Genomic DNA, 24,697 nt, shown 5'->3' with positions numbered 1-24,697 from the left:
TGACCGGCCGCGCACGGATCACGCACGAAGCGCGTACGCCAGTGCCTCGGCGCGGGTCAGCGCGGCACCGTGGGCGTGTCCGCGCCGGTAGGCCTGCTCGCCGAGCTGCTCGCGTACCGTGGCGGTCTGTTCCCGGTCGTGGTCCGTGTCCCCCGAGCCGATCAGCAGCGCGCCGGCCGCGCCCAGCAGGATCGCGGCGCGTTCCGGGTCACCGCCGCGCAGCGCGAGACCGACCAGGCCGGCCAGCGCCTCGCCGAGCGCGGCCAGCCCGTTCGGGCCCGGACCGACCGTGAACACCTCACGGAACAGACGCCCGGCCGTTCCGTCGTCGCCGTCCAGCTCCGCGATCCGGCCGAGCACGGCCAGGATCGTCACCCGGACGCCGTACGAGCCGTACCAGTCGACCGGGCACTCGGCGAGCGCGGCCCGGCACAGCCGCCGGGCCTCGGCACGGTCACCGCGGCGCAGCGCGAGCCGGCCCAGGCCGAGCAGCGCCGCCGAGATCAGCTCCGGCGCACCGGCCTCACGGGCCAGCTCCGCGGTCCGGATCAGGTCGGCCGCGGCGCCGTCCAGATCGCCCGTGAGCAGCCGGCTGTCCGCACGGCTGCGCAACAGATCCGCCAGGTCGACCGTGGAGTCCAGCTCGCCGGCCAGGCGCATCGCCTCGTCCATCCGCTCCTGGGCCGCGGCATGGTCGCCGCGCGCGGCCGCCATCTCGGCCACGCCGTTCAGCGCCAGCATCGTGCCCCAGCGCTCGCCCAGCGCCCGGAACCCGCGCAGCGCTTCCTCGAACTCCGGCTCGGCCTCGGCCGGCGAGCCACCGGCCAGCAGCACCATCCAGCCCGAGCCGATCGCGCCGAGCGCCCAGCTCCACGCGTCGCCGCGCAGCGGGGCAAGCAGGCGCCGGTGCATGGTGTGCACGTCCTCGAGGCCCTCGGCCGGCGGGCCGGACATGATCGCGGACAGGTACATCAGGAACGGCTGCGCGGGTGGCCCGGTCAGGCCGGCCAGGTAGCGCGCCGGCTCCGGGGCCGCGGTGGTGGAGCCGAGCCGCGCGGTCAGCTCGCACAACGCGTACTCCTCGCTGTGCTCCCGGCCCGGACGCCTGCGGAGCAGCATGCGGGCCAGGTCCGCGGCCTCGGTGCGCAGGCCGCGCAGCCACCAGTAGAACGACAGCGCGGACAGCAGCCGCATGCCGGTGGCCGGGTCCGCGTCGCGCAGCGCCGCGTGCAGGTTGTCCCGGTCCGCGTCCAGCCGGCGCAGCGCGATCAGCTGGCGTCCCGTGCGCAGCTCCCGGTCCGCGGCACGCGCGAACGCCAGGAAGTGCTCCGCGTGCGCCGCCCGCACGTCCGGCTCCTCACCGGACTCGGCGAGGCGCTCCGCGCAGAACGCGCGGATCGTCTCCAGCATCCGGTAGCGGTCGCCGTCCCGCTCGACCAGCGACTTCCCGACCAGGTCGCCGAGCAGGTCGACGGCGTCGGGGCCGCAGACGGCCTCGACCGCGGCCAGCGTGCAGCCGCCGCGGAAGACGGTGAAACGGCGGGCGAGCGCGCGTTCCGGCTCACTGAGCGGTTCCCAGCTCCACTCCACGACCGCGCGCAGCGTCCGCTGCCGTTCCGGCGCGGTCCGGCTGCCACGGTTGAGCAGCCGGAAACGGTCGCCGACCCGCGCGGCGACCTCACGCACCGGCAGGGCGTGCAGCCGTGCCGCGGCCAGTTCCAGCGCGAGCGGCAGGCCGTCCAGCGTCCGGCAGATCTCCCGTACCGCCGCCGTCTCCTCCCCTCCGGTGGCGAACCCCGGCGCCACCTGTGCGGCGCGCTCCAGGAACAGCTCGACCGCGGCCGGCTCCGGCAGGCCACCGATCGGGTGCAGCGTCTCGCCGGTAAGGGCGAGCGGCTCCCGGCTGGTGGCGAGGATCCGCACGCCGGGGCAGGTGGCGAGCAGCCGTGCGGCCAGCGTCGCGGTCTCGGTGATCACGTGCTCGCAGTTGTCCAGCACCAGCAGCACGTCGCGCGCGGCCAGGGCCGCGGTGAGCCGCTCGGTCACGTGCGGGGCGGCGTCCCGCGGGTCACGGCTGCGCAGGCCGCCGTCGCGCAGACCGATCGCGTCGGCGACCGCGCGGGGCACGTCGTGCGCGGTGGCGGCGGCCAGCTCCACGAACCGGACCTCGCCCGCGTGCCGGGCCGCGGTCTCGACGGCCAGCCGCGTCTTCCCCGATCCACCCGGGCCGTGCAGCGTCACCAGCCGGGTCGTGCGCAACGCGGCCGCGACCGCCCGCAGGTCCTCGTCACGCCCCACGAACCGCGTCAACTGCTCCGGCACACCGTGCCGGCCAAAACCTTCACCCCACGCGGGTACGCCGAAAGCGCCACCGGTTCCGTCCCGCTGATCGTCGCGGCCCTTGGGCCCGGGTGGATGACCGGCATCCGCGGGGCCGCCCGCGTCCGTCGCGCCGCCGGGCTCCCTCACGCCGGCGGCGTCTTCCGCACCGGCGGCGCCTTCCGCACCGGTGAGGTCTTCCGCACCGGTGGCGGCGTCCCTCGGACTGGGCGCGCCGCCCGCGTCAGACACACGTTCCGCCTCGGGCACGCGGCCCACGCCGGCCACGCGCCCCGCGCCGGGCGCGTCGCCGCGCAGGATCGCGCGGTGCACCTCGGACAGTTCCGGCGACGGGTCCGCGCCGAGCGCGTCCGCGAGCGCGTGCCGGGCCGTCTCGAACGCGGCCAGCGCCTCGGCCGGGCGGCCGTCCGCGGCCAGCGCGCGCATCAGCAGTGCCCAGGCCCGCTCCCGCAGCGGTTCCGCGATCACCAGGTCCCGCAGGTCACCGATCACCGCGCGCGACGCGCCGGACGCCAGCTCCGCCTCGGCCAGGTCCTCGACCGCGAGCAGGCGTGCCTCGGCCAGCCGGGCGACCTGCGCCGCCGCGAACGGCGCGGACCGGACGTCGCTCAGCGGCTCGCCGCGCCACAGACCCAGCGCCTCGCGCAACAGTGCGGCCGCCTTCACGTGCGACTCGCGGGCGGTGGCCAGGGCGTCGTGCGCGGCAGCGGCGAGCCGGGTGAAGCGGTGCGCGTCGACCTCGTCCGGGTCGACCGCGAGGCGGTAGCCGCCGCCGTCGAACTCGACCGGCAGCGCCGCCCGCAGCCGGGAGACCTGGGACTGCAGCGCGTTGACCGCGCCCGCCGGCGGGCGATCGCCGTACACGCCGTCGATCAGGCGGTCCAGCGGGACCGGGCGCCCGGCGTCGAGCAGCAGCATGGCCAGCAGCGCACGCAGCCGCGCCCCGCCGAGCGGCACCGCCCGCCCGTCATCGCCCGCCGCCCACACCGAACCCAGGATCCCGAACCGCACCCCGCCATTCTCGCCGTCGGTCACCCGCCCGGTGCAACCGCCCGGGGCTGCGCCGGGCACGGCCGCCGGGTGGGCGAGTGATACCCGGTCCGCGCGCCGGACCGGAGTCCTGCGGCGCGGACCGGGCCGCCGCGATCACGCCTTGACGGTGTCGTCCGTGTCCGGTGCGTGCGAGGCGGCCGACGGCTCCGAGGGCGGCACCGGCTCCACGGGCGAGGCCGGATCGGCGGCGGGATCCGGCCCCGGCTCGCTGAGCTGTTCGCGCAGGTAGGACCAGAAGACCGCGACCAGGGCCGCGATCGGCACGGCCAGCAGCGAGCCGACGATGCCCGCCACGCTGCCGCCCAGCGTCACCGCGAGCAGCACCACGGCCGCGTGCAGCCCGAGCCCGCGGGACTGGATCATCGGCTGGAAGATGTTGCCCTCCAGCTGCTGCACGGCCAGGATGATCGCCAGCACGATGAGCGCGGACCAGAAGCCCTCGAAGACCAGCGCGATCAGCACCGCGACGAACCCGGCGAACAGCGCGCCGACGATCGGCACGAACGCGGCGACGAACGTCAGCACGACCAGCGGCAGCACCAGCGGCACGCCGACGATCCACAGTCCGATGCCGATGAACACCGCGTCGAGCAGGCCGACGAACGCCTGGGAGAGCACGAACGAGCCGAGCGTCCGCCAGCTGCGCTCCGCGATCGCCGGGATGTCACGGGACAGCCGTCCGGGCAGCTGCCGGCTCAGCCACGGCAGGAACCGCGGCCCGTCCTTGAGGAAGAAGAACATCAGGAACAGCGCGAGCACGGCCGTGACGACGCCGTTGAGGACCGTGCCGACGCCGGTGAGCGTGTAGTTGACGATGCTGCTGGCGCTGGACTGGATCTGCTCGATGGCCGTGTTGAACGCGTTGTCGACCTGCGCGTCACCGATGTTCAGCGGCGGGCCGGACGCCCACTCGCGCAGCTGGGTGATGCCGTCGGCGACGCCGTCCGCGAGCTCCGGGGCCTGCCCCGCGACCGGCACCACGATGCCGACGATGATCCCGGCCGCGACCACCAGGAACAGCAGCGTGACGACGGTCGCGGCGAGCGCCGGCGGCCAGCCCCACTTGCGCAGCAGCCGGGCCGGCGGCCAGGTGAGCGTGGTGAGCAGCAGCGCCACGGTGAGTGGCCAGACGACCGGCCACGCCCAGCCGAGCAACTTGAGCAGCACGTATCCGAGCAGCATGACGACGAGCGTCTGACCGGCGACGACCGCGGCGGTGCCCAGGGCGGATCGGCTCTTGGCCGCGTTCAGGACCTTCACCCCCGTACCATATGGGATCTCCGCTCTCACCACCCGCTGGACTCGACGCGGACGAGCGGCCGGGGCGGCGTCCCCTCGCGCACGGCCTCCAGGAACGACACGATCTCCGCGGCCACGGACCGGTGCTGCAGGTCGTTGAGCACGTCGTGGTGCGCGCCCCGGACGACCGCGAGCCGCGCCACCGGCAGCGCCTTCGCGAGCCGGGCCAGAGCCTCATGATCCGCCAGCGGGTCAGCATCACCGATCAACAGCAGATGGGGTACGCCGGAGGCGCGCGCATAGGCCCGGTGCAGCAGCTCCGCCTCGATCGCGGTGGCGAACGCGCCCGGGTCGACATCCGCGAGCACGCCCCGGTGCGTCGGGCAGTGCGTGCGCGCGTCCAGCTCGTCGTCGCCGGTCACCTCGCCGCCTCCGGGCAGCCCGGCCAGCACGACCGCGTCCGGTGCCAGCCGGTCGCCGTCCACCGCGACCCGCACCGCGCCGAGATCCGCGCCGACCAGCACGAGCGGCCGCACCACATCGGAGCCCGGGTCGAAACCGTCGAGATCCTCGACGACCAGCACCCGGTACGCGTCCGCGGCCAGCCGTTTCCCGAACCGCTGATAGGACAACGTGGCCTCGCCGCGCCCCGGCACCACCACGATCGTCCCCCGGACCCGCAACCCGGCCGGGGCCTCGTACACCGCGAAGGACCGTTCCCGGGTCATGCCGGAGCACCTTCTTCCTGGAGGAGCGCGCGCAACGAGGCACGGGTGGCGCGGCCGGCCGCGGCGGAGGAGAGCGTGGGTGCGGAGCCGACGAGCAGCCGCGTGTACGGGTGGACCGGTTCGCCGATCACGTCGCGGACCGGGCCCTGCTCGACGATCCGGCCCCGGTGGAGCACGGCGACGCGGTCCGCGACGCCGGCCACGGAGCCGAGGTCGTGCGAGATGAACACCAGTGCCGTACCCGCGTCGCGCAGTGTCCTGAGCAGTTCCAGCACGCGGACGCGGTTGGCCGAGTCCAGCGCGCTGACCGGCTCGTCGAGCAGCACGAGCTTGGGCTCGACGATCAGCGCGCGGGCGACCGCGACCCGTTGCCGCTGCCCGCCGGAGAGTTCGGCGGGCAACCGGTCCAGCAACTCCGCGTCGAGGCCGACCCGGTTCAGGAGCGCGACAGCGCGGTCCCGCGCGACGGTGACGCCGACCCCTCGGATGCGCAGCGGCTCGGCCAGCGAGGACGCGATCGTCAGGTCCGGGTCGAGGCTGCGCAGCGGGTCCTGGAACACGTACTGCAGCACGCCGGTGCGGCGCAGCGCGCGCCACTGCCGGGGACCGAAGCGGGTCACGTCCGTGCCGTCGATCATGATCCGGCCGGCGGACGGGCGGACCAGGCCGAGCACGGCGCGGGCGAACGTGGACTTCCCGGAGCCGGTCTCGCCGATCACGCCGACGGTCTCGCCCGCGCCGACGCTCAGCGACGCATCGCGCAGCGCGTGCAGGCGGCCGTAGCGGACCTCGAGGCCGGTGACGTCAAGCAGCATTCCGCACCCCCAGAAAGCGGTCCAGCCCGTAGGACTCGTGCTCGTCGATGAGTAACCGGGTGTAGTCGTGCCGCGGGTGATACAGGACCTGCTCGACCGGGCCCTGCTCGACGACCTCGCCGGCCCGCATGACCAGGACCTCGTCGCAGAACTGCGCGACCACGGCGAGGTCGTGGGACACCACCACGAGCGCGAGGCCGGTGGTGTCGCGCAGGTCGGCGAGCAGGTCGAGGATCTCCGCCTGCACGGTCACGTCGAGCGCGGTGGTGGCCTCGTCCGCGATGAGCACGCGTGGGCCGGCCGCGATCGCGGTGGCGATCAGCGCGCGTTGCAGCATGCCGCCGGACAACTCGTGCGGGTAGCGGCCGTAGACGTCCGGCAGCCGTACCGACGCGAGCAGGTCCTGTGCCCGGGCGCGTGCGGCCCGGCGGCGCAGCCGCAGCTTGACCCGCAGCACCTCCGCGACCTGCGAGCCGATGGTGAGCGACGGGTTGAGGTAGGAGGCCGGGTCCTGGAAGACCGCGCTGATGGTGGCGCCGCGCAGCGCGGTCCACTCCCGGCCGGACAACGTGGCGGTGTCGCGCCCGTCGATCGCCACAGTGCCGGACGTGACCGCGAACCCGTCCGGCAGGATGCCGAGCGCGGCCCGGCAGGTGAGCGTCTTACCGCTGCCGCTCTCCCCCACGATTCCCACGACACCGCCGGGCCGCAGCGTGAACGACACACCGCGGACGAACTCGCGTCCGCCGGCGCCGATGTGCACGTCGGTCAGCGTCAGAATCGCGCCGTCCACGGGCTGCGCCGGCCGCGGCGCGCCCGCGGTGGATCGACCCGGCAGCGGGCGGCTCTGCGCCGGAGTCCCGCTCACGCCGGGCGTGAGCGACCGGTCGCGGTCGCGCGGTGGCCGGCACTGGGCCGGCGTCGTCCCGTTCGCCAGGTCGCTCATGCCGGCACCGCCTTTCGGGAGGGGAGGAGCGCGCGTCCGCCGGGGCCGGTCACGTCGCGGATCGCGTCCGCGAGCAGGTTGCAGGCCCACACGGTCGCCATGATCAGGGTGGTCGGGAGCAGCGGTGCCCACGGCCGGAAGCTGAGGTAGCCGAGGTCGGCCGCGAGCACGCCGCCCCAGGTCGGCGCGGGTGGCTGCACGCCGATGCCGAGGAACGTGAGGCTGGAGACGACCACGAAGCCGACGCCGGCCGTGTGGGCCAACGCGACCGCGATCGGCGGCAGCACCTTCACCCAGACGTGGCGCCGCACCACCCAGCCGATCGACGCGCCGGAGATCAGCGCGGCCTCCACGTAGGGCGATCTCGCCACCGCGAGCGTGGCCGCGCGGGACACCCGGTAGAACAGCGGCGAGATCATGATGCCGACCGTGACCATGGCCTGCGGGATGCCGTTGCCGAGCAGCGCGGTCACCGCGACCGCGAAGACCAGGAACGGCAGCGCGATCAGCGTGTCCGCCAGCCGCAGCGTGACCCATTCGAAGACCGCGCCGAGGTAGACCGACAGGATGCCCGGGAGCACGCCGACGACCAGCGCGACCAGCGCGACCTGAACCGCACCGAGCACGCTCACCCGCGAGCCGGCGAGCAGCCGGCTGAGCACGTCCCGGCCCAGGTAGTCGGTGCCGAGCGGGTACGCGCCGGACGGCCCGGCCAGGATCTCCGCGCCGCCGGCCAGCGGGTCGTGCGGCGCGAGAAGCGGCCCGAGCAGCGCCAGCAGCACGATCGCGGTCAGGAGACCGGCCGCGATCCGGCCGGTGGGGAGCGTGAGCACACGACGGACCACGACGTCACACCCCCCGCGCCGACGCCGGCGTGACCCGGGCCAGGATCACGTTGACCAGCAGGTTGAAGACCACGACCAGGACCACGGAGACGACCAGCACGCCCTGGACCGCGGGCACGTCGCCGCGCTGCGCGGAGTCGGCCGCGAACTTCCCGAACCCGGCCATCCCGAAGATCGACTCCGTGACCACCGCGCCGCCGAGCAGCGCCGGGAACTTCAGGCCGAGCACGGTCAGCGCCGGTCCCATGCCGTTGCGCAGCACGTGCCGGAGGAAGATCCGCCGAGGGGAGAGCCCGCGGACGACCGCGCCGGTCACGTAGTTCTCCCGGTACGCCGCGACCAGCCCGGCCCGCAGCTGCCGGGCCACGTCCGCGACCGTGTCGAAGCTGAGCGCGACGGCCGGCAGCGTGATGTGCGCGAGCCACAACCCGAGACCCCGTTCCGCCGGTACGTAGCCGGCGCTCGGGAACCAGCCGAGTGCGACCGCGAACACCGCGACGAGCGCGATCCCGACCACGAACGACGGCATCACGGACACCGCGGTCATCACGCCGGTGATCGCCCGGTCGACCCAGGTGGTCCGGCGCACCGCGGCCAGCACGCCGAACCCGAAACCGAAGACGATGCCGATGACCAGCGCGAGCCCGGCCACGGAGAGGCTGACGATCGCGCCCTCCAGCAGCAGGCCCGCGATGTCCGCGCCGTTGTACCAGCTGACGCCCAGGTCACCGCGGAGCACGCCGGCGAACCAGTCGCCGTACTGGGTGAGGAACGGCCGGTCGAGGCCCCACTCGTGCTCGATCGCGGCCACCGTCTCCGGCGTGGCCGACTCGCCGAGCTGCAGGTGGGCGGGGGTGAGCCCGCTCAGTGACCGGAGCGCGAACGTGACGAACGTGGCCACCAGGAAGACCGGCACGAAGATCGCCACGGTCCTTGCCAGGATTTTGAGGATCATGGCGTCACCGTCAGACCGGTCCAGTGAATCTGGCCCGGGATCGGCGCGATGTCGGAGACCTTCGGCGACTTCACGAACAGGTTCGGCTGCGAGTACGTGAAGACCAGCGCCCGGCTCCCCAGGCCCGCGCGCGTGGCCGCCCGCAGATTGCCCTGGTAGTCCGGCGAGTCCAGCGGCGTCTGCCGGGCTTTCCGCACGGCCTCCTCGAACCCGGCCGGCTGGTACGGCGTGGACAGGTTCAGCGGCCCGTCCGGCCCGAAGTGCGCGGTCAGCGTCTGCACCGGCGACTCGCGCCCGGTGGTGCCGTAGACGGACAGCGCCAGATCCTTGGCGAAGAACGGCGTGGCCCAGTTCGGATCCACCTTGATCGTGACCGTGATGCCGACCGCGCCGAGTTGCGCCTGGATGATCTCCGCGGCCGTGGACTGCGCCGGGATGACCAGGTCCACCGCGACGTTCACGGCCCCGGCCTCGGCAAGCAGCGCCTTGGCCTTCGCGGGGTCGTAGGGGTACGCGTTCGCGGACGCGTCGTCGTAGGCGAGGTAGCCCGGCGGGAACGGCTGATCGGTCACCTTCCCGATCCCGAACGTGACCTTGTCGACGAACTCCTGCCGGTTGATCGCGTGCCGGACCGCGTCGACCACCCGCGGGTCGTCGAACGGCGCCTTGTTGACGTTGATGCTGATGTTCGACGCGTTGAAGCCGGGCTGCACCACCACGTCGAGCTTCGCCGCCTCGGCCGCCCTGACCTGTGCCGGCACCACGTTGGCCAGGTCGTACACGCCGGTCTGCAACCCGGACACGATCGTGGCCGGATCCGGCTCGGCGAGCAGCTCGACGCGCTCGATGTGAATGTTCGCGGCGTCCCAGTAGCCGGCGTTCTTCTCCAGGTAGACGTGGGAGCCGGGCACGTTCTCGACCACCGTGAAGGGCCCGGCGCCGACCGGGGATCTGTCCAGCGCGGCCGGGTCCACGGCCGGGCTGGAGATCTGCGCGACGCGCTCGCCGAGCAGCAGCGGGATCTGGTAGTCGACCTGCGTCAGGTCCACCACCACGTCCAGGTCGCCGCGCGCGGACACGCTCTCGATCGAGGTGAGGTCGCCGAACAGCGCGGAGTCCTTCTGCGTCTTCGCCCGCTCCAGATAGGCCCGCACCGCGGCCGCGTTCAGCGGCGTACCGTCGCTGAACGTGAGGTTCGGACGCAGGTGGAAGGTCACCTGGTCGCCGGCGTCGTTGTAGGTCCACGACTCGGCCAGCGACGGCACCGCCTCGCCCTTCTCGTCGATCTCGGTCAGCGACGCGTAGGCCAGCGACAGGATCCGGAACTGGGCGCCGCTGCCGCTCACCACCGGGTCCCAGTGCGCGGGCAGCGTCACCGCCCAGCGCAGCGTCGGCACCGCGTCGGCCGCCGCCGCTCCCCCGGCGCAACCCGCCGACCCCAACAGCAGAGATCCAAGGACTGACACCACGCGGGTACGGAACAGAGCGCGGCCGGTCATCGTGCGCTCACCGTCTGCGCGGCGCGGGCGTGCGTGCTGACCGGGATCGGCAGACCCAGGTTCCCGCGCAACGTGGCCGCGTCGTAACCGGTCCGGGCCACGCCCCGCTCCCGCAGGATCGGCAGCACCTCGTCGGTGAACCGCGCGAACTCGCTCGGCACCGTCACCATCACGTTCAGCCCGTCCAGCGCGCCGGCCTCGAACCAGCGCTGGATCTCGTCCGCGACCGTGCGCGCCGAGCCGACGAACGGCGACCGGCGGCTCTCGATCGTGGTCTGCACGACCTGCCGCAGCGTGAGCCCGTTGTCCCGGGCCAGCTTCTTGATCGCGTCGGCCTGGGTGCGGAAGCTGCGGTCGCCGGCGTCGCCCAGCTCCGGGAACGGCGCGTCCAGGTCGTACCGGGTGAAGTCGTGCCAGCCGAACGGCCGCCCGAGTTCCTTCAGCGCACGATCGAAGTCCTTGCCGCCGACTGTCGCCGCCTCCTTCGCGCGCGCCTCCTCGTCGGTGTCCGCGATGATCGGACTGAACCCGGGCACGATCAGGATCTGCTCCGGGTCCCGGTCCTTCGCCGCCGCACGCGCCCGGATGTCCCGCGCGAACGCCACGCCCTGCTCGATCGACCGCGCGTGCGTGAAGATCGCGTCGGCGATCTCGGCGCCCAGGTCGCGGCCCTCGTCTGAGTCGCCGGCCTGGAAGATGACCGGCTGTCCCTGGGGCGAGCGCTCGATGTTGAGCGGCCCGGCGACCTGGAAGTGCTCGCCGACGTGGTGCAGGGCGTGCAGCTTGGTGCGGTCGAAGAAGACGCCGGCCGCCTTGTCCCGGGGGAACGCGCCCTCCTCGTAGGAGTTCCACAGCCCCTGGACCACGCGGACGTGTTCGAGCGCCCGGCCGTACCGTGTGGCGTAGTCGTAGTGTTCGGTTCGCCCGTAGTTGCCGGCGGTGCCGCCGTCCCCGGTCGCGACCACGTTCCACCCGGCCCGGCCGCCGCTGATCAGGTCCAGCGACGCCAGCCGCCGTGCCACGTTGAACGGGTCGTTGTAGCTGGTGGTGAGCGTGCCGACGAGTCCGATGTGGCTGGTGTGCACCGCGACCGCGGAGAGCAGCGTGAGCGGTTCGAGCCGGTTGAGGTAGTGGTTCGGCGAGTCCGGCGTGATGAACTGGCTGTCCACGATGAAGACGTGATCGAAGTACGCGGCCTCGGCCTGCCGCGCCCGGGCGATGTACCACCGGATGTCCACGCTGGCGTCGCCGGGGATCTCCGGGCTGAGCCACGTGTGGTGCTGGCCGGGCCCGCCGACTCCGACGAGGACGGCCCCCAGCTTCAGGGTTCTGCGAGTCATGATGATGCCTTCCATGGGTGTGCGTCATCGCGGGCACGGACGTGCCCGTTTCGAAGGAGGGTTGCTGGCGCCGGGCCACCTTGCCGACGGCGCGTTCAGAGAATCGGATGCCTCTCGGGCGGCATCAGGGCCGGGTTCAGCGACGGAGCGCCGCGGCGTCACGCCCGTGGTCCACGCGACGACATCGGGCCGGCTCGACGGGGCGCCGGCTCGTCAGCATCACGGCTGCGCCTCGGCTCATGCCCCTGAGTATTCGGCGCCCGCCGGAGCGCGTCCAACGAAAGATCGTGATGGGAGACATTACGGCACCTGATCTAATTCCTAGTAATCTGATAGGCATGGGTCAGATCTTGGGCATCGCACCGCTGCGCAGCTTCGTCGCCGTCGCGGACTGCGGCGGATTCCAGCGCGCCGCGACGTCGCTGCACCTCACCCAGTCCGCGGTGAGCCAGCACGTGCGCCGCCTGGAGACCGCGCTCGGCCGCTCGCTCATCGAGCGGGACGGCCGCGGCTCCCGCCTCACCGCGGACGGCGAGGAACTGCTCGCCCGCGCCCGCCGCATCCTCGCGATGCACGACGAGACGCTGCGCGCGTTCGGCGCCGAGGTGGAGCGCACGCTCACGATCGGCTCGACCGAGCACGCGGCCGCGCAACTGCTGCCCGCGCTGACCGCGTCGCTGGCCGCCACGTTCCCGGATCATCACGTCCGGTTCCGCATCGACCGCGGGCAGCAGCTGCGCGCCGCGTTGCAGGACGGCCGGATCGACCTCGCGCTGCTGCTCGGCCCGGCCGGCGACGCGGACGCCCGCACCGTGGGGGAACTGCATCTGACCTGGTACTCCTCTCCCGAGTGGACACCGCCCGCGGTGGGCGGGCCGATCCGGCTGGTGGCGTTCGACGACCCGTGCGCGCTGCGCAGCCGGGCCCTGGAGACGCTGTCCGCGCACGGCCTGCCGGCCGAGGTCGGCGCGGAGGCCGCACACCTCGCCGGTGTGCAGGCCGCGGTCCGGGCCGGGCTCGGCGTCGCGCTGATGGCCACGCTCGGCCAGCGGCTGGACGGCCTGACCGCCCGCGACGACCTGCCCGCACCGGCGCCGCTCCCGCTCTCCGTGTGGCCCCGCCGAGGCCTGCCCGCCGCGGTCACCGACGGCGCCGCCACCGCCCTCCGCACGCTCCTCACCCCGCAACCCCCGCCGCCCGTCCCGTGACCGTCATCCGGAGCGTGCAGCGCGTGCGCGATCTGGCGGGCACTGGCCCTCCTCCGCCGCCCACGACCTCGCGCCGCCCACGACCCTGCGGACCTGAGAGCCCTTCGGGCCCGAGTCCTTCCGAGTGATCCAGGCGTCCTTCATGTCGTTCCAGAGACATCAATGACGCGTCGATCACCGATGCGGCAGCGCGAGCAGCGCGGCGGTCAGCGAGGGTGGACCGAGGAGTAGCGGCCCGCGTGGTAGAGCAGCGGCGTCTCCGCCTCGTCCGCGCGGTGCTCGCCGTCCAGCGGGCTGGCCAGCACGATCGTGTGATCACCGGCCTGCACCCGGTCGACGACGCGACACACCAGGCGGGCCAGGACGCCGTCCAGCAGCGGCACGCCGTCCGGGCCCGGCCGCCACGCCCCGTGCGCGGCCAGCCGGTCGATGCCGCTGGTCGCGAACGTGCGGGCGATGTGCTCCTGCTCCCGCCCGAGCACGTGCACGGCCACGGTCGGCGTCGCCGCGATCGCCGGCCACGCCGACGCGCTCCGGGCCAGGCAGAACGACACCAGCGGCGGATCCAGCGAGACCGAGGTGAACGAGGTCGCGGTGAAGCCGGTCCCGGGCGCCGTGATCACCACGACCGCCGCGGCGTGCCGGCGGAGAAGCTGACGGAAGAGATCGGGGGCGACGGCCACGGTCATGACATGCCTCCACAGCGTGTCGATGCAACATTGAGCGCGGCAGCGTCCTTGCCGCCGCACCGGTCGCATGACTCCCGAGGTCAACGCGATGCCGGGTTCGTTGCCTACGACGGTGCGCCGCCGAACCGCACATCGTCAACAGCCGTCCCAAATCCTAGTAACCCGATAGGTTTGGGTTGACACCGTGGCCCCTTGCATACAACCATCACGGCCATGAGCGACCCCTTTCACCAGCGGCTGCACCACGTCGCCGCGGCCGGCCTGAGCGGCGACACGGCCCAGACCACCGGCATGCGGCGCGTCGAGGCGATCAGCGGCAAGACCGTGGGCAGCCGGAACCTCTGGATGGGCCAGACCCACGTGGCCGCGCGCACCAACTCCGGCAACCACCACCACGGCGAGTCGGAGACCGCGATCTACGTGGTCAGCGGCAACCCGTCCTTCGTCTTCTCCGACCCCGACCACGGCGAGATCCGCATCGACACCAAACCCGGCGACTACATCTACGTCCCGCCGTGGGTCCCGCACCGCGAGGAGAACCCCGACCCGGACACCGAGGCCGTCGTGGTCATCTCCCGCACCACCCAGGAGGCCATCGTGGTCAACGTTCCTCAACTGGAGTGGGTCGATCCGTCCACCCGAGATCGATGACTCACGCCTCTCCTCAACCAGATATCAAGTTCCAATCGCCACCGTTGGCGCGCCACGGACGACCCGCGCGCATCGAGCAGGTCGCACAGGCCGAGGACGGCCCGGACTCCGTCCTCGCGGACGATCCGGTCCACCTGGGGTGCCCAGCAGTGGAGGACCGCGTGCACCGCGTCGTTCCCCGTGCGCGTGATCTCGGCGGGATCGTCGTTGAGCAGCACCGCGAGCTGAAACCGGCTGATCGCGGCCGCGATCGAGTAGGCACCGTCGTCACTGGCCACGAACGTGGTGGTCGCATCCGCGAACCGCGCCATCAACGGCTCCACCGCGTGCATCAGCGTTTCGTTGACCCGGTCCCGCACCAGGTTGCTCTGCCGGGCGAACCTGTCCGCGTGTGTGTGCTGCCAGGACGTGACCGCACGCGTCGAGTGGTCCGGGTGGATACGGTGGAGCCAGTACGGGTCCACCGGCGGCGGCAACGAGTCGCGGTCGCGCAGCACCACGAGATCACGGCGCTCGCCGAGCCAGACCGCGCGCGTCTGCAGTGTAAAGATCACGCTCGACCAGGCAACCGTGCTCAGCATCGCCTGCCAGAGCAGCGCGTGCCGCCGCCAGCCCAGCACCGGATCGGCGCGGTCCGGGAACAGCTCGCTCGCCCGCACCTCGCCGTTCAACACGACCGCGAGCAGCAGCAGATTCAGGTCGTACACCGCATGCCGCTCCGGCACCGGCAGCGTCACCGGCTGGTAGTCGCGCACGTCCTGATCGGTGGCCCGGCCGTCCAGCCGCTGGAACAGCGTGACCGGCAGCCGCCGCATCGCCGGGGTAGCGTGCCGGGCCGTATGGCCGGCGACGAACGCCAGAATCGGTTCACGGTCGGTCAGCGGCGCGAACGACAGCAGTGCGTGCAACTGGTGGTCCCGGCAGCCGGTGGAGCCGAACACCGATCCGGCACCCTCCGCCTCCTCCGCCGTCAGCTGCGCGATCAGGCGTACGGTCAGTCGCGCGATCAGGAACTCCCCGAACGTGGCGTGCAGGAACTCGTAGGTCCGCAGCCGGGTGCCGTCCCGGGTCGCCTCGCCGCGCTGCATGAAGAAGAACCGCCCGACCAGCTTCGCCGCCGCGCCGAGCTCCGGCCGGAAGCCGGTGACCGGATCGGCGCGGCGGCCCGGCATCAGCGCACGCAGATCCGCGTCCAGCTCCGCCTCGGTGACCCACTGCCGGTTCCGGTTGAACATCCCGAACGCGGCCACGGACAGCCGCAGCAACTCGGCCTCGACCAGTGAGGCGAGCCGTTCGTCGGTCGCGGCCGCGAACGTCTTCAGCACCTCCCGCTGGGCGAACGTGGTGAGCAGCCGCTCGTAGAGCGCACCCTCGTCCAAGGTCTCCCCGGCGGCGCGGAGCGCGTTCGCGTCCGCGTCGTAGAGCGCGAGCATCATCAACAGCAGCGGCTGACCGGCCAGCTGCGGCTGGCGCAGTACCACGTCCGCCGCGAGCGTGGCCAGGCCTCGGGCGTGCAGCGTGGCCGCGTTCGCGGAGTTCCACACGTGCAGCCAGCGCCGGACGTGCGGCTCCCGGAACGGCTCCAGGCGCAGGCAGAGCGCGCCGGACGGCGGCCGGGCCCGGTCCGCGACCGCGGTGCGGCTGGTGACCAGCACCGCGACGGGCCGGCCCAGGTCGGCTTCGCGGCGCTGGAACGCGGCCACCTTGTCCAGATAGTCGGAGTGGCTGACGCCGGTGGCCTGCAACAGTTCGTCGAAGCCGTCGAGAAGCACCACCGGCAGCGCCGGACCGGCGGCGCGGACCAGCGCGGGCCAGGAGAGCACCTCGCCGGTGGCGGCGCGGACCGCCGATTCGATCTGGTCCTGGAGGTCAGCCTCCGCGGGCACCTCGCGCAGCACCACCCGGACCGGCAGGAAGTCGCGCGCGTCCAGCCGGGCCGCGAGGATGCGGGTGAGCACGGACTTCCCCGCACCGGGCTGGCCGAGCACCAGCAGCGGCGAATCCGTGGCGAACGGCGTGGTCAGGTGGCTGGCCAGGAACGCGGCCAGATCCGAGCGGGGTGCGGCCTCGTCCCACCAGGTCTCCTCGGCCGGCGACCCGGCCGCGTCGACCACGCGTACCCGGAAGTCCGGGTCGACGTAGCCCTGCGCGAGCGTGGGGATGGTGAGATCGCCCGGGATGTCGCCCTCGGAGAGGATGGGCCGGTCCAGGGCGGCCCGCCACGCGCGCACGAGCGTGCGGGCCACGTCGCCGGGCGTGTGGTCGGAGGCGACCTCCGCGAGGACCGTCTCGATCCGGGCCAGCGCGGTGCCGATCTCCCGCTGCCGCACCTCGGAGATCCACAGGCCGAACTCCGGCACCTCCACGAGAAGGCGCCGGTGGAGATCCTCGTAGCGCCGGGCCGCGGCCGACGGCAGCTTGGTGTGCAACGCGTCGCTCGCATCGAGCTGCTGGTTCTCGTCCAGGTCGTCGAAGACGCGCAGATTCCGCACGAAATCGTCCAGGGTTGCCGCCTTGCGGAGGTACCAGAAGCTCAGGCGGGACAGGAAACGTTCGTGATCGAGGTGCGGCGCGGGTGCCGGCACCCAGTCATCGAAGAGCTGGCCGATGCCCAGGCCGGTGATGCGGGCGCGTTCCTCCGGCGTGAGCCGCAGCTTCCGCTGGTCGAACGGCAGGTCGATGTCGTCCAGCGCCTCGAAGAACGCGGTCACCACGATGATCGAGTGTGCCGCCTGCAGGCGCCGCGTCCGGTCGTACCGTGAGAAGCCCTTGATCTTGTCCCGCAGGCCGGTGATCAGCTGGTTGCCGAGCCGGACCGCCTCGCCCTTGGCGTCGAACAGGCTGATCGCCAGCTCGCTGCCGCCGCCCGTCGCGGCCAGCAGCAGCCCGCCCAGGGCCCGGTCCAGCGCCGTCACCAGCGGTGACGACCCACCGAGCAGCTTCACCGCATCCGCGTAACCGAGCTCTTTGGACACCGACGCAGCGTACGGCAGCCACGCTATCCGTCCCCGGGGACAGATAGTCCGAGGCCACGGACAGATCACCATTGCCCGAGCGGCCGCGGCACGCCGAGCATCGAAGGCGACAACTGTTACGAGAGGAGTTCACATGTCAGTCGCACTGCTGTCCGCCCTCGACGAGCTCGCGCCGCGCACGTTCGGCGAGCTGCCCGGCGAGCCGGATGTGGCGTTCGGTGACGTCCAGGAGGCGCTGCTGTCCGCGGACCGCTGCCCGGCGACCTGCGGCCCGTGCAGTCAGGGCACCGAGTTCTGCGACGCCACCGGCCGCACGCTCTCCTGACGATGACGGGCTGGTTGTCCGCGCCGTACGTCCGGGGCCTGGTCGCCGGTGCGTACGACCACGAGTACACCGTCACCGGCACGGCGGAGTGGACGTATGCGCGGCGCGACGTGCGGCTTCCCGAGCACGGCTGGAAGCTGCACGTCTCGTCGCGCGCCGGGGACCTGGCCGAGCTGGCCGCGGTGCTGGTGCCGTACCTGCTGGAGGCGCGGCACGACTTCAAGCTCGCGGCCGGCACCAGCGTGCTCGCCACGATGAACCAGGGCTGGGAGCACCCGGCCACGGTCGGCAAGGCGTTCACGATCTATCCGGAGCCGGGGCGTGTCCGCGAGCTGGGCCTGGCGCTGGCCGGGCTGTTGCGCGGCCGAGCCGGCCCGCGCGTGCTCAGCGACCGGCGGGTCGCCCCGGACGCACCGGTCTACTACCGGTACGGGCCGTTCGTCAACCAGTGGTTCGCCGGTGAGCGCGGCGTGATGGCGGTGCAGATCCCGGGCCCGGACGGCGCCCGCTTCGGCGCGATCGCCGGCCTGCACTACCGGCAGCCGGACTGGGTGACCGACCCGTTCGGCCACGACACCGCCGCGCCGGAGCTCCTCGGCGGCCGGTACGTCGTGGACGGCGGCATCATGCGGTCCGCGCACGGCGACGTCTTCCGTGGCCGGGACACCGTGACCGGCGGCCGGGTCGTGATCAAACAGGCCCGCGCGTACGTGGGTGACGCCGGCGACGGCGCGGACGCGCGCACGAGGCTGCGCAACGAACGCCGCGTGCTCGGCGCGCTGGACGGCGTCGGCGGCGTGCCGCGGTTCGTCGACCACTTCGCGCATGGCGCCGACGAGTTCCTGGTCAGCACGGACGTCGGCGCGGAGAACCTGCAGACGCGGATCCTGACGACCGGCGCGCTCGGCCTCTCCCCCGCGTTCGGCCGGCTCGCCCGCGACCTGGCCCGGCTGGTGCGCGCGCTGCACGACCGCGACGTGATCATGCGGGACGTCACGCCGCGCAACGTGGTCGGTGCCGGCCTGGTCGACTTCGGCATCTCCGCGCTGCACGGGCTGCACCCCCGTGGCGGCACGCACGGCTTCGCGCCGTCCCGGCAGATGCGCGGCGAGCCGGCCCGGCCGGAGGACGACGCGCACGCGCTCGGGATGACGCTCGCGTTCGCCGCGACCGGCCTGGTCCCGGTGATCGTGGAGACCGAGGACGGCCTGTCCGCCGCGCGCATGCGCTCGTCGCTGACCGCGTTGTTCGGCCGGGAGGCCGGATTCCTGCACGACCTGATCAGCGGTGACGGCCCGGTCGCGCTCGCGGCCCTGCGCGCGCTCACCACCGCACCGATCAAAACCTCCACCAGTGGGTACGGCCGGCGACCGTGCCCGGACGTACCCGCACTGCGCCGTCACGTTCTCAGGATCATCCGGGCCGAGGCGCCGAGAAGGGTCCTGGACGCACCGGTGTCGGCGTACGCGTCGTTCGACGCCACGATCTACACCGGCAGCGCCGGACTGGGCCTGGAGCTGCTGCACCACGGCGTACCCGAGCTGGTCGGTGATCTTCTTGGTCATGCGGTGCGCGCCAGGGAGCGGCCGCCCGGACTGTATCTCGGCTCCACCGGCACGCTGCTGTTCCGTGCCCGGATGGGTGATCCGGTGGCGGCGGACCGGCCGTTCGACGACGCGGACCCGCACGACGACATCATCAGCGGCATCGCCGGCTGCGGCATCGGGCACCTGCTGCGCGGCGACACCGCCTCGGCCCGCACCTGCGTGGACGCGCTGCTCACGGCCGGCCCGATGCGGCTGTCCGTCACCGGCACGCCGACGGCGAGCACCGAGCCCGCGTTCAGCTACTCGCACGGCACCGCGGGCGTGCTCGACCTGCTCCTGGAGTACGTGGCCGCGACCGGTGATCCCGCGGTGCGCCATGAGGCCCGACACCGTGCGGATCTGCTCGCGCTCACCGCCGCGGACCTGATCGTCCGGGCCCGCCGCCCCGGCGCCGTACCGCTCGCCGTCTCCTGGTGCCAGGGCCTGTCCGGCATCGGCCGCGCGCTGCTGCACGCGGACTCGGTCTTCGGCGACGCGCGCTACCCGGATCTGGCGCTGGCGGCCGCGGAGGTCTGCACCGAGTGGGTCCCGCGCATGCAGAATCCGGGGCAGTGCTGCGGGCTGGCCGGCGTCGGCACCTACCTGATCGACTGTGCCCGGCACACCGGCGACGTGCGCTGGCTCGACGCGGCCCACGACGTGGCCCGCCAGCTGTTGCGCCGCAGCCACGGCCCGGACGACGCCCCGCGCTTCGTCGACCTCGACCGCCAGGACGCACCGCTGTCGTGGTCCTCCGGCTACACCGGGATCCTGACCTTCCTCCGCCGCCTCGACGACCCGGCCGCCCCGGACCTGCTGTCCTGACTCCGCGCGGCGGGCGGTGGACCGCTGGTGCCGGTCCACCGCCCTCGATCGCCGAGGTCAGCAGCCGGTCCAGCGCACCCCGCGGACCCCGCCGGGCTTCCGGTTGTTGTGGAACCCGTTGTGATGCGCCGTGCGCGGAGAGAGTTGCGGCACATTCTCCGCGGATGGCCGTCAGCCCTCGTAGCCGAGAAGTCTCCGCAGCTCCGCGTGCATGTTGACCACCTCTATGCGCGCGTCCAGGAACCCGCGCCGGTAGTCCGCGCCGGTGTCCGGGTGTTCGGCTGAGTCAGCGTCCCGGCGCCCGTCCAGCGCGTCGACGCGGCCGGCGTTGTAGGCCAGCAACGCGTCCTCCATGGTGTTCCCCCTCGTGACGGCGACGGCAGTCATTCTGCCCGCCGTGATCACGCCCGCGACCCGGCATTTCGGGGGTCCTGGCATCGGCCGGACGACCCACCGCTGTCGGACTCCCGACACGCTCCGCAGGCGACCGTCCGGGCGCGCCGGTGGTGGCGGCGGGCCCTCCTCGGCGGCGGCCACCTCCTTCTGGAAACCGCCGTCGACGAGGTCGCCGCACTGATCCGCGCGTTCCCGCTCAAGCGCTCGTGAGGATCGCCAGGCGGCGGGTGGCGCGGGTCATCGCGACGTAGCGGTCGACCGCGCCTTCGATCCCGGTGCCGAAGGAGGCCGGGTCGACCAGGACGACCAGGTCGAACTCGAGGCCCTTGGCCAGTTCGGGGGTGAGCGCGCGGACCCGGCCGGAGCCGGTGAACGTGGGGTGTCCGATGACGACGGCGGTGCCCTCACCGGCGTGCGTGGCGAGGATCAGATCAAAATCTTCGAGGCGTGCGTGTACGACCGGGAGTCCGCTGTCGCGGATCGACCGTGGGACGTTCGCGTCGGGCAGTGCGGCGCGGATGACCGGGGCGGCCTCGGCCATGACCTCGGACGGGGTGCGGTAGTTGATGTTCAGCGACGCCAGCTCGATCCGGTCGAGGCCGGCCCGGGTGAGGCGGTCCTGCCAGGTCTCGGTGAAGCCGTGGCGGGCCTGGGCGCGGTCGCCGACCACGGTGAGGCTGCGGGACGGGCAGCGCAGCAGCAGCATCTGCCATTCGGCGTCGGTGAGTTCCTGTGCCTCGTCCACCACGATGTGGGCGAACGGGCCGGCCAGCCGGTCCCGGGTCGCGCCGGGCAGCACGGCGTCGTCGACCAGCACGTCCCGCAGGTCCTGCTGGACCAGCATCTGCATCAGCCCCTCGCCGTCGTCGTGGACGTTGGAGGCGATCAGGTCGTCGATGACCGTGGCCATGCCGGCGCGCTGCGCGGCCACGGCCGCGTCCCGCTGCCGCTCCCGCCGGTCGGCTCCGGCGTCGCCGAGGCGCTGCCGGGCCGCGTCGAGCAGCGGCAGGTCGGACAGGGTCCAGGCGCGCGGGTCCGCGCGTTGCAGCGTGCCGATGCCGTCCGCGGTCAGCCAGGGCGCGCACCGGCGCAGGTAGGCGGGGACCGACCAGAGGTCGGCGATCAGGTCGGCCGCCTCCAGCATCGGCCAGGCCCGGTGCAGCGCGGGGCGCAGGTCTCGGCGCAGTTCGTCCGGGTCGGCGTCGTCGTGCCGGTCGGCCAGGATCGCGCACAGTTCGTCGAGGATCTCTTCGCGGGCCTCGTTGTGCGGCGTGCCGGTGGCGGCGCCGAAGGCCTCGGCCCAGTCGTCCGCGGTCACCCGCACGCCGCCGGCCGTGGTGGCGGCCCGCGGTGGTTCCTCGTAGAACCGGACCGCGGCCTCGACCGCGCGGACCATGTCGGCGGACGACTTCAGGCGTACCGTCTCCGGGTCCTTCTCGACGCCGGCGGTCGCGCCCTCCGGGACCAGGTCGCGCAGCGTGCAGGAGAGCACGCCCTCCTCGCCGAGGCTGGGCAGCACGTCGGAGACGTACGCCAGGTAGGGCTCGTGCGGGCCGACGAAGAGCATGCGATGGCTGAGCCGCGGGTCGGAGTAGAGCAGGTACGCGGTGCGGTGCAGCGCGACCACGGTCTTGCCGGTGCCGGGTCCGCCGTCGACGACGAGCGTGCCGTTCGATCCGGCGCGGATGATCGCGTCCTGGTCGGCCTGGATGGTGCCGAGCACGTCGCGCATGCGCGCGGACCGGGTGCCGCCGAGGCTGGCGATGAACGCGGACTGGTCGTCGAGCGCGGCGTGGCCCTCCAGTCCGTCCGGCGTGAACACCTCGTCCCAGTAGTCGGTGACCCGCCCGCGCGTCCACCGGTAGCGGCGGCGGCTGGCCAGGCCCATCGGGTTCGCGTGGGTCGCGCCGAAGAACGGCTCGGCCGCGGGCGAGCGCCAGTCGGTGAGCAGCCGGCCGCCGTCGCCGTCGGTGAGCCCGAGCCGTCCGATGTAGATGGTCTCGCCGGTGTCCGCCGCGACCATCCGGCCCAGGCACAGGTCCAGGCTGTAGCGGCGGAGCGTGCGCAGCCGCGCGGTCAGCCGGTGCACCTCCTGGTCGCGGTCGACCGCCTGCCGCCCCTTGCCGGCCGCGCCCCTGCGGGCGTCGTCGAGCCGCCCGGCCAGGTCGTCGAGCTGTCGTCGCAGGCCGTCCGCGATCGCGGCGAAGTGCCGTTCGTCCGCGTCGATCAGCGTGGGTGCGGCCTTGGCCGCCAGCTTGTCCGGCAGTGCGAACGCGCTGCTGCTCACGAGAATCCCCCCAATTGGCCACGTTCTGGCCTCTGAGCAGCGATTCTGCGGCATCACCCGGGTCTTGCGGCAAGACCGGGGGTCTGATATACGTTGGAGGTGGCGGAGGAAGGTTTTTACCTTTCTCCCTTTTTTATGGGTGCGTATGGGTTGGTTCCCCGAAAAGGGACAGACCACGATCGCGGGACTCCGGTCATCGATCCCGGTAGCGTTCCGGCGGACAGACTGTTGAACGCTCGATCAGAACGCACTGATCCTCGGCCTGCTCACGCCGGTCTTCGGCGTGCTGCTCGCGCTGAACATGCTGGGCGCCTACGTCTTCGCGCACGCCGGCAACGGCATGTTCGTCGACGCCGGCGGCGCCGAGCTGGTCCTCGGCGTCGGCGCGCTGCTGCTCACCGCGATCGGCGCCGGCCGGTTCAGCGTGGACGCGCTGCTCACCCCGGCCCTGCGCCGCCGCGCACCGGAGCCGGCCACGGCCTGAGGCACAAAAAATCGCGGGGGTACGGCGTGCGCCGTACCCCCGCGACGGTGTCTAGGTCCGGGTGACCCCGGGCCTGGTCAGAGCGGCCGGATGTTGGCGGCCTGCGGGCCCTTCTGACCCTGGGTGATCTCGAACTCGACCCGCTGGTTCTCCTCCAGGCTGCGGTAGCCGCTGGTGGCGATCGCAGAGAAGTGGGCGAAAACGTCAGCGCCGCCCTCGTCCTGAACGATGAAGCCGAAGCCCTTGTCGGCGTTGAACCACTTCACGGTGCCGGTGGCCATGTGTTTCTCCTTCGCGAACATGGGAGATGCGCGTGGTGCACACCTCTCGTCGCCGCGTTCTGATGATCCGTCAAGTCGGAGGCGAATATGGAAAAAGCGCCTGTAGGGTCCGGATACCCAACAGGCGCCATCGTCTCGCAACGCAACGTCTTCGGAAACCAAAACTGCAGCGGCATGACGGTATCACGCTGCGGAGCATGTGCGGGGCGTTCCGGTGAACGAGGCGCGAGGACCGCGGCACGGCCCTCGCGCCGGTGTGTCGTCAGCGTGGCAGCAGGCAGCCGGAGATGGTCAGGTCGATGACCCGCGCCGAGGTCAGGCAGGTGGTGAACCAGTACGTCTGCTGGCCGTAGCCGCGGCCGGGCAGCACCGTCACCGTGCCGTTCGACGCGACCTCGCACGGGTTGTTGAGCGTGCAACGGCCGCCGGACTCGTTGCCGGTGTTGTTGACGCCGATCACCGCGCCGGTGGCGTCGTCCACGATCGGAGAGCCGGACGAGCCGCCGATCGTGTCGCAGCCCGCGTTGTATCGGATCGAGTCGCGCCAGGACCACTGATCCTCGCGCACCGTGGGGACGAAGCCGTCGACCGCACAGTTCCAGACGCGTTTCCAGTAGCCGGACGGGATCGACATGGACGTGCCGGCCGCGGTGCGGGTGCCGGAGATGGTGAGCGGCGTCGCGCCGTACTGACTCCGCAGCGCCGCGAACGTGGTGTTCAGCCGGTAGAGCGTGACGTCAGTGCCGGTCATCGTGGCGTAGAGGACCAGGTCGGCGCGGACCCGGCCGAGCGAGGCGCCGCTCGCGTCGAGCAGCGTGCCCTGCCGGGTGCTTGCCACGTTACGCAGCACGGTGCCGGAGTTGATGAAGCCGCCCTCGTAGCAGTGGCCGTTGGTCAGCATCATCGCGCGGTCGCCGGCGGCCGAGGTGGGGTAGCGCACCAGCGATGCCGAGCAGTTGCTCAGCGAGATCGTGGAGGCGAGCGTGGCGGCGGCCGGCGCGATCAGCGGCGGCGCGGCCGGTGCGGCCTTCGCCGGGATGCTGGGGCCGAAGAGGACGGCGGCGACCGCGGCGGCGCCGAGCGCGAGTGCCCGTCGAAGCTGCATGGGGGATCCCTTCCGCGGGACGAGGACGGCTCGGGGTGGGCCGCCCGTGCGTACCCTCGCATCGGGGTTTATGGGTGTCAATAAATCACTTTGACCATGCCTCCGGCGATATGACCCGATGCCCG

20 protein-coding genes are annotated in these 24,697 nt (G+C 72.7%); 5 read left to right on the top strand and 15 right to left on the bottom strand.

Annotated elements, in window-relative coordinates:
- Positions 1-18: 18 nt before the first annotated feature.
- The 9 genes from J2S43_RS12295 to J2S43_RS12255 form a co-directional block, all read right to left on the bottom strand.
- Positions 19-3,351, bottom strand: a complete 3,333-nt coding sequence (locus tag J2S43_RS12295) for an AfsR/SARP family transcriptional regulator (RefSeq protein WP_306829062.1) — start codon at positions 3,349-3,351, stop codon at positions 19-21.
- 135 nt (positions 3,352-3,486) lie between these two features.
- Complete coding sequence (locus J2S43_RS12290) at positions 3,487-4,653, bottom strand: AI-2E family transporter (RefSeq protein WP_306829060.1); 1,167 nt, start codon at positions 4,651-4,653, stop codon at positions 3,487-3,489.
- A 26-nt stretch (positions 4,654-4,679) separates the two neighbouring features.
- The gene (locus J2S43_RS12285) at positions 4,680-5,360 is read right to left on the bottom strand and encodes an alpha/beta hydrolase (RefSeq protein ID WP_306829058.1); all 681 of its coding nucleotides are present in this window, start codon (positions 5,358-5,360) and stop codon (positions 4,680-4,682) included.
- Complete coding sequence (locus tag J2S43_RS12280; RefSeq protein ID WP_306829056.1) at positions 5,357-6,175, bottom strand: ABC transporter ATP-binding protein; 819 nt, start codon at positions 6,173-6,175, stop codon at positions 5,357-5,359. The genes J2S43_RS12285 and J2S43_RS12280 overlap by 4 nt, the downstream gene beginning before the upstream one ends.
- The gene (locus J2S43_RS12275) at positions 6,165-7,121 is read right to left on the bottom strand and encodes an ABC transporter ATP-binding protein (protein ID WP_306829055.1); all 957 of its coding nucleotides are present in this window, start codon (positions 7,119-7,121) and stop codon (positions 6,165-6,167) included. Before J2S43_RS12275 ends, J2S43_RS12280 begins: the two co-directional genes overlap by 11 nt.
- On the bottom strand, positions 7,118-7,966 hold the full coding sequence (locus J2S43_RS12270) for an ABC transporter permease (RefSeq protein WP_306829053.1): 849 nt from the start codon (positions 7,964-7,966) through the stop codon (positions 7,118-7,120). The genes J2S43_RS12275 and J2S43_RS12270 overlap by 4 nt, the downstream gene beginning before the upstream one ends.
- Before the next feature lie 4 nt (positions 7,967-7,970).
- A complete protein-coding gene (locus tag J2S43_RS12265; RefSeq protein ID WP_306829052.1) occupies positions 7,971-8,921 on the bottom strand; it encodes an ABC transporter permease in 951 nt (316 codons plus the stop codon).
- Positions 8,918-10,420, bottom strand: coding sequence for an ABC transporter substrate-binding protein (locus J2S43_RS12260; RefSeq protein ID WP_306829051.1), 1,503 nt, complete (start codon positions 10,418-10,420; stop codon positions 8,918-8,920). The genes J2S43_RS12265 and J2S43_RS12260 overlap by 4 nt, the downstream gene beginning before the upstream one ends.
- Positions 10,417-11,760 carry an NtaA/DmoA family FMN-dependent monooxygenase gene (locus J2S43_RS12255; RefSeq protein WP_306829050.1) on the bottom strand — a complete coding sequence of 448 codons (1,344 nt, stop codon included), beginning with the start codon at positions 11,758-11,760 and terminating at the stop codon, positions 10,417-10,419. The genes J2S43_RS12260 and J2S43_RS12255 overlap by 4 nt, the downstream gene beginning before the upstream one ends.
- 338 nt (positions 11,761-12,098) lie before the next feature.
- Here J2S43_RS12255 and J2S43_RS12250 point away from each other — a divergent pair, with 338 nt between their 5' ends.
- The gene (locus tag J2S43_RS12250) at positions 12,099-12,968 is read left to right on the top strand and encodes a LysR family transcriptional regulator (RefSeq protein ID WP_306829048.1); all 870 of its coding nucleotides are present in this window, start codon (positions 12,099-12,101) and stop codon (positions 12,966-12,968) included.
- Positions 12,969-13,174: 206 nt separating this feature from the next.
- On the opposite strand, the gene J2S43_RS12245 is transcribed toward J2S43_RS12250, so the two are convergent.
- Positions 13,175-13,657 (bottom strand): flavin reductase family protein, encoded by a 483-nt coding sequence (locus tag J2S43_RS12245; protein WP_306829047.1) that lies wholly within the window; start codon positions 13,655-13,657, stop codon positions 13,175-13,177.
- 213 nt (positions 13,658-13,870) lie between these two features.
- Between J2S43_RS12245 and J2S43_RS12240 the strand changes: the two genes are divergently transcribed.
- On the top strand, positions 13,871-14,308 hold the full coding sequence (locus J2S43_RS12240; protein ID WP_306829046.1) for a cupin domain-containing protein: 438 nt from the start codon (positions 13,871-13,873) through the stop codon (positions 14,306-14,308).
- Here the strand turns inward: J2S43_RS12240 and J2S43_RS12235 are convergent.
- On the bottom strand, positions 14,269-17,283 hold the full coding sequence (locus tag J2S43_RS12235; RefSeq protein WP_306829044.1) for an NACHT domain-containing protein: 3,015 nt from the start codon (positions 17,281-17,283) through the stop codon (positions 14,269-14,271). The genes J2S43_RS12240 and J2S43_RS12235 overlap by 40 nt on opposite strands.
- Positions 17,284-17,416: 133 nt before the next feature.
- Here J2S43_RS12235 and J2S43_RS12230 point away from each other — a divergent pair, with 133 nt between their 5' ends.
- Entirely contained in the window at positions 17,417-17,608 is a 192-nt protein-coding gene (locus tag J2S43_RS12230; RefSeq protein WP_306829042.1) for a hypothetical protein, read from the top strand.
- A 2-nt stretch (positions 17,609-17,610) separates the two neighbouring features.
- The gene (locus tag J2S43_RS12225; protein ID WP_306829041.1) at positions 17,611-20,019 is read left to right on the top strand and encodes a class III lanthionine synthetase LanKC N-terminal domain-containing protein; all 2,409 of its coding nucleotides are present in this window, start codon (positions 17,611-17,613) and stop codon (positions 20,017-20,019) included.
- A gap of 171 nt (positions 20,020-20,190) precedes the next feature.
- Here the strand turns inward: J2S43_RS12225 and J2S43_RS12220 are convergent, their stop codons facing one another.
- Positions 20,191-20,373: a hypothetical protein gene (locus J2S43_RS12220; protein WP_306829040.1), complete on the bottom strand. Its 183-nt coding sequence runs from the start codon at positions 20,371-20,373 to the stop codon at positions 20,191-20,193.
- A gap of 238 nt (positions 20,374-20,611) precedes the next feature.
- Positions 20,612-22,756 (bottom strand): RNA polymerase recycling motor ATPase HelR, encoded by a 2,145-nt coding sequence (gene helR, locus J2S43_RS12215; RefSeq protein WP_306829039.1) that lies wholly within the window; start codon positions 22,754-22,756, stop codon positions 20,612-20,614.
- A 229-nt stretch (positions 22,757-22,985) separates the two neighbouring features.
- Between helR and J2S43_RS12210 the strand changes: the two genes are divergently transcribed.
- Positions 22,986-23,186 carry a DoxX family protein gene (locus tag J2S43_RS12210; RefSeq protein WP_306829037.1) on the top strand — a complete coding sequence of 67 codons (201 nt, stop codon included), beginning with the start codon at positions 22,986-22,988 and terminating at the stop codon, positions 23,184-23,186.
- A 77-nt stretch (positions 23,187-23,263) separates the two neighbouring features.
- Here the strand turns inward: J2S43_RS12210 and J2S43_RS12205 are convergent, their stop codons facing one another.
- Entirely contained in the window at positions 23,264-23,467 is a 204-nt protein-coding gene (locus tag J2S43_RS12205) for a cold-shock protein (protein ID WP_306829036.1), read from the bottom strand.
- Between the two features lie 262 nt (positions 23,468-23,729).
- Positions 23,730-24,572, bottom strand: coding sequence for a S1 family peptidase (locus J2S43_RS12200; RefSeq protein WP_306829035.1), 843 nt, complete (start codon positions 24,570-24,572; stop codon positions 23,730-23,732).
- Positions 24,573-24,697 lie beyond the last annotated feature (125 nt).

This window comes from Catenuloplanes nepalensis, assembly GCF_030811575.1.
Lineage (GTDB): Bacteria > Actinomycetota > Actinomycetes > Mycobacteriales > Micromonosporaceae > Catenuloplanes > Catenuloplanes nepalensis.
The sequence above is the reverse complement of the archived record's forward strand: the minus strand, read 5'-3'. Positions and strand labels throughout refer to the sequence as shown.

What these genes read in the sequence shown, in the direction of transcription:
- J2S43_RS12285 (WP_306829058.1), bottom strand. Translation starts at nt 5,360, where the DNA reads ATGACCCGGGAACGGTCCTTCGCGGTGTACGAGGCCCCGGCCGGGTTG.
- J2S43_RS12280 (WP_306829056.1), bottom strand. Translation starts at nt 6,175, where the DNA reads ATGCTGCTTGACGTCACCGGCCTCGAGGTCCGCTACGGCCGCCTGCAC.
- J2S43_RS12275 (WP_306829055.1), bottom strand. Translation starts at nt 7,121, where the DNA reads ATGAGCGACCTGGCGAACGGGACGACGCCGGCCCAGTGCCGGCCACCG.
- J2S43_RS12265 (WP_306829052.1), bottom strand. Translation starts at nt 8,921, where the DNA reads ATGATCCTCAAAATCCTGGCAAGGACCGTGGCGATCTTCGTGCCGGTC.
- J2S43_RS12260 (WP_306829051.1), bottom strand. Translation starts at nt 10,420, where the DNA reads ATGACCGGCCGCGCTCTGTTCCGTACCCGCGTGGTGTCAGTCCTTGGA.
- J2S43_RS12255 (WP_306829050.1), bottom strand. Translation starts at nt 11,760, where the DNA reads ATGACTCGCAGAACCCTGAAGCTGGGGGCCGTCCTCGTCGGAGTCGGC.
- J2S43_RS12250 (WP_306829048.1), top strand. Translation starts at nt 12,099, where the DNA reads ATGGGTCAGATCTTGGGCATCGCACCGCTGCGCAGCTTCGTCGCCGTC.
- J2S43_RS12245 (WP_306829047.1), bottom strand. Translation starts at nt 13,657, where the DNA reads ATGACCGTGGCCGTCGCCCCCGATCTCTTCCGTCAGCTTCTCCGCCGG.
- J2S43_RS12240 (WP_306829046.1), top strand. Translation starts at nt 13,871, where the DNA reads ATGAGCGACCCCTTTCACCAGCGGCTGCACCACGTCGCCGCGGCCGGC.
- J2S43_RS12230 (WP_306829042.1), top strand. Translation starts at nt 17,417, where the DNA reads ATGTCAGTCGCACTGCTGTCCGCCCTCGACGAGCTCGCGCCGCGCACG.
- J2S43_RS12225 (WP_306829041.1), top strand. Translation starts at nt 17,611, where the DNA reads ATGACGGGCTGGTTGTCCGCGCCGTACGTCCGGGGCCTGGTCGCCGGT.
- J2S43_RS12220 (WP_306829040.1), bottom strand. Translation starts at nt 20,373, where the DNA reads ATGGAGGACGCGTTGCTGGCCTACAACGCCGGCCGCGTCGACGCGCTG.
- helR (WP_306829039.1), bottom strand. Translation starts at nt 22,756, where the DNA reads ATGCCGCAGAATCGCTGCTCAGAGGCCAGAACGTGGCCAATTGGGGGG.
- J2S43_RS12205 (WP_306829036.1), bottom strand. Translation starts at nt 23,467, where the DNA reads ATGGCCACCGGCACCGTGAAGTGGTTCAACGCCGACAAGGGCTTCGGC.
- J2S43_RS12200 (WP_306829035.1), bottom strand. Translation starts at nt 24,572, where the DNA reads ATGCAGCTTCGACGGGCACTCGCGCTCGGCGCCGCCGCGGTCGCCGCC.